This is a genomic window from Rhodoferax sp. (assembly GCF_014859475.1).
GTDB lineage: Bacteria > Pseudomonadota > Gammaproteobacteria > Burkholderiales > Burkholderiaceae_C > Rhodoferax.
This window is the reverse complement of the sequence record NZ_JACUUE010000320.1, coordinates 1-1,816: the sequence shown is the minus strand read 5'-3', so window position 1 is coordinate 1,816 and position 1,816 is coordinate 1. Positions and strand designations below refer to the sequence as shown.

Sequence of the window (1,816 nt, the reverse complement as noted above, 5' to 3'; positions counted from 1 at the left end):
CGCTGCAAACTTGACCGTCGTGCGAACCAAGCTGGCGATATGAATCAGGGACGCCAGTAGAGGCGAGGGCCTATGACCCAAGCTCGACTGCCATGACCAGCGCCCGGATCACAGCAGATTCCGCTACAGAGTTTGTTCCCGCGGCGTTGGAAAACGTCCTTGGTGCAAGGCTTGAATGCCCGATAGTCAGGTTTTATGATCAGGTGCCGGGTGCCAAAGCGCTTGAGCGCCATGGCATTGAATCTAAACTCGCACCATCTTTTCTGAAACCAACTTTTCAAGCCAACGCATCATGACCCAATCTCAGGCAGCCCTGCACACCTCCAACATCACCTCATTGCCCTTGCTGGCGCGCGGCAAGGTGCGCGACAACTACGCGGTGGGCGACGACCGCATTTTGATGGTGGCCAGCGACCGCATCAGCGCCTTCGACGTGATCATGGGTCAACCCATTCCGGGCAAGGGCGTGTTGCTGACGCAAATGGCGCTGTTCTGGTTTGACAAGTTGGGCCCCAACGGCCTGAACATCTGCCCGATCCACCTGACCGGCGAGGCGCCTGAAAGCGTGGTTACGGCCGCCGAAGTGCCGCAGGTGGCGGGTCGCTCGATGCTGGTCAAGCGCCTCAAGCCCATTCTGGTCGAAGCCGTGGTGCGCGGCTATCTGGCGGGCAGCGGCTGGAAGGAATACCAGGACAACGGGGCGGTGTGCGGTGTCAAACTGCCCGCCGGCCTGAAGAATGCCAGCAAGTTGCCCGAGCCCATTTACACCCCGGCGGCCAAGGCCGAAATGGGCGACCATGACGAAAACATCACGTTCGAAAAAACCGTCGAGATGATCGGTGCCGACCTGGCCACGCGCATCCGCGACATCAGCATTGCGTTGTACAAGGCGGCCAGCGCCTTTGCCGCCACCAAGGGCATCATCATTGCCGACACCAAGTTCGAGTTTGGCCTGGACCAGGATGGCACGCTGATCTTGATGGACGAGGTGCTTACGCCTGATTCGTCACGCTACTGGCCTGCCGAGAGTTACCAGGAAGGCATCAATCCGCCCAGTTTTGACAAGCAGTTTTTGCGTGATTGGCTGGAGACCGCGCTGGTGGCCGGCAAGCCCTGGAGCAAAAGCCCGCCGGCGCCGCACCTGCCGCGCGAGGTGATCGAAAAGACGGCGGCGAAGTACCAGGAGGCACTGGCGCGGCTGACCAGTATTTGAAGTTTTAAAAAGTTGTGTCACAATTGTGATACTCTAGGAGTTCAGCCATGCCTACAACCACTTTGCGTATTGACGATACCTTGCGCGAGCGCATCGCCAGGCTGGCGCGCGCTTGCAGCCAGACCCCGCACAGCTTCATGCTGGAGGCGCTGGCGCAAAAGGCTGACGAGGCCGAGTGGCGCTTGGCCATGCAGCAACAGGCGCACCAGCGCGATGTGGCTCTGCAAGCGGGGGCACCTGGTTTGGATTGGCATGAAATGAAGACTTATCTGAGCCAGCGCCTGGCGCAGGCGCAGCAACCGATGTGTGCCGAGCCGGTCAGGCCGCTGGCTAAAAAAGCGTGAGCCGGATCGTTCTGGCGCCAGAAATTCGGGACGACTTTGACCGGATTTTTGACTTCCTGTTCGACCACGCGCCCGAGACGGCCGCCGAGCGCATCCAGAGCATCATCGATGCGCTCGATATTTTGCAAACCAGTCCCCTGATTGGTCGCCCGGTGGCTTTTGGCCAACGTGAGCTGATCATCTCAACCGGTGTCAGCGCTTACTTGGCGCTGTATCGGTTTGAGCCTGCGCACGACACCGTGTTTGTGTTGGCGGTGCG

Annotated in this window: 4 protein-coding genes; all 4 read left to right on the top strand. The window is 59.7% G+C overall.

Going from position 1 to position 1,816, the window contains the following annotated elements:
• The first annotated feature begins 92 nt into the window (after window positions 1-92).
• Window positions 93-296: a hypothetical protein gene (locus IBX54_RS14880; RefSeq protein WP_296543428.1), complete on the top strand. Its 204-nt coding sequence runs from the start codon at window positions 93-95 to the stop codon at window positions 294-296.
• Entirely contained in the window at window positions 293-1,213 is a 921-nt protein-coding gene (locus tag IBX54_RS14875; RefSeq protein WP_296543427.1) for a phosphoribosylaminoimidazolesuccinocarboxamide synthase, read from the top strand. The genes IBX54_RS14880 and IBX54_RS14875 overlap by 4 nt, the downstream gene beginning before the upstream one ends.
• A gap of 47 nt (window positions 1,214-1,260) precedes the next feature.
• Window positions 1,261-1,557: a hypothetical protein gene (locus IBX54_RS14870; RefSeq protein WP_296543426.1), complete on the top strand. Its 297-nt coding sequence runs from the start codon at window positions 1,261-1,263 to the stop codon at window positions 1,555-1,557.
• Window positions 1,554-1,816 (top strand): type II toxin-antitoxin system RelE/ParE family toxin (locus IBX54_RS14865; protein ID WP_296543425.1); only part of this gene is annotated, 263 nt, incomplete at its 3' end. The genes IBX54_RS14870 and IBX54_RS14865, both read left to right, overlap by 4 nt.

Excerpts from the sequence above, each read along its gene's own strand:
- IBX54_RS14875 (WP_296543427.1), top strand. The coding sequence starts at position 293 with ATGACCCAATCTCAGGCAGCCCTGCACACCTCCAACATCACCTCATTG.
- IBX54_RS14880 (WP_296543428.1), top strand. The coding sequence starts at position 93 with ATGACCAGCGCCCGGATCACAGCAGATTCCGCTACAGAGTTTGTTCCC.
- IBX54_RS14870 (WP_296543426.1), top strand. The coding sequence starts at position 1,261 with ATGCCTACAACCACTTTGCGTATTGACGATACCTTGCGCGAGCGCATC.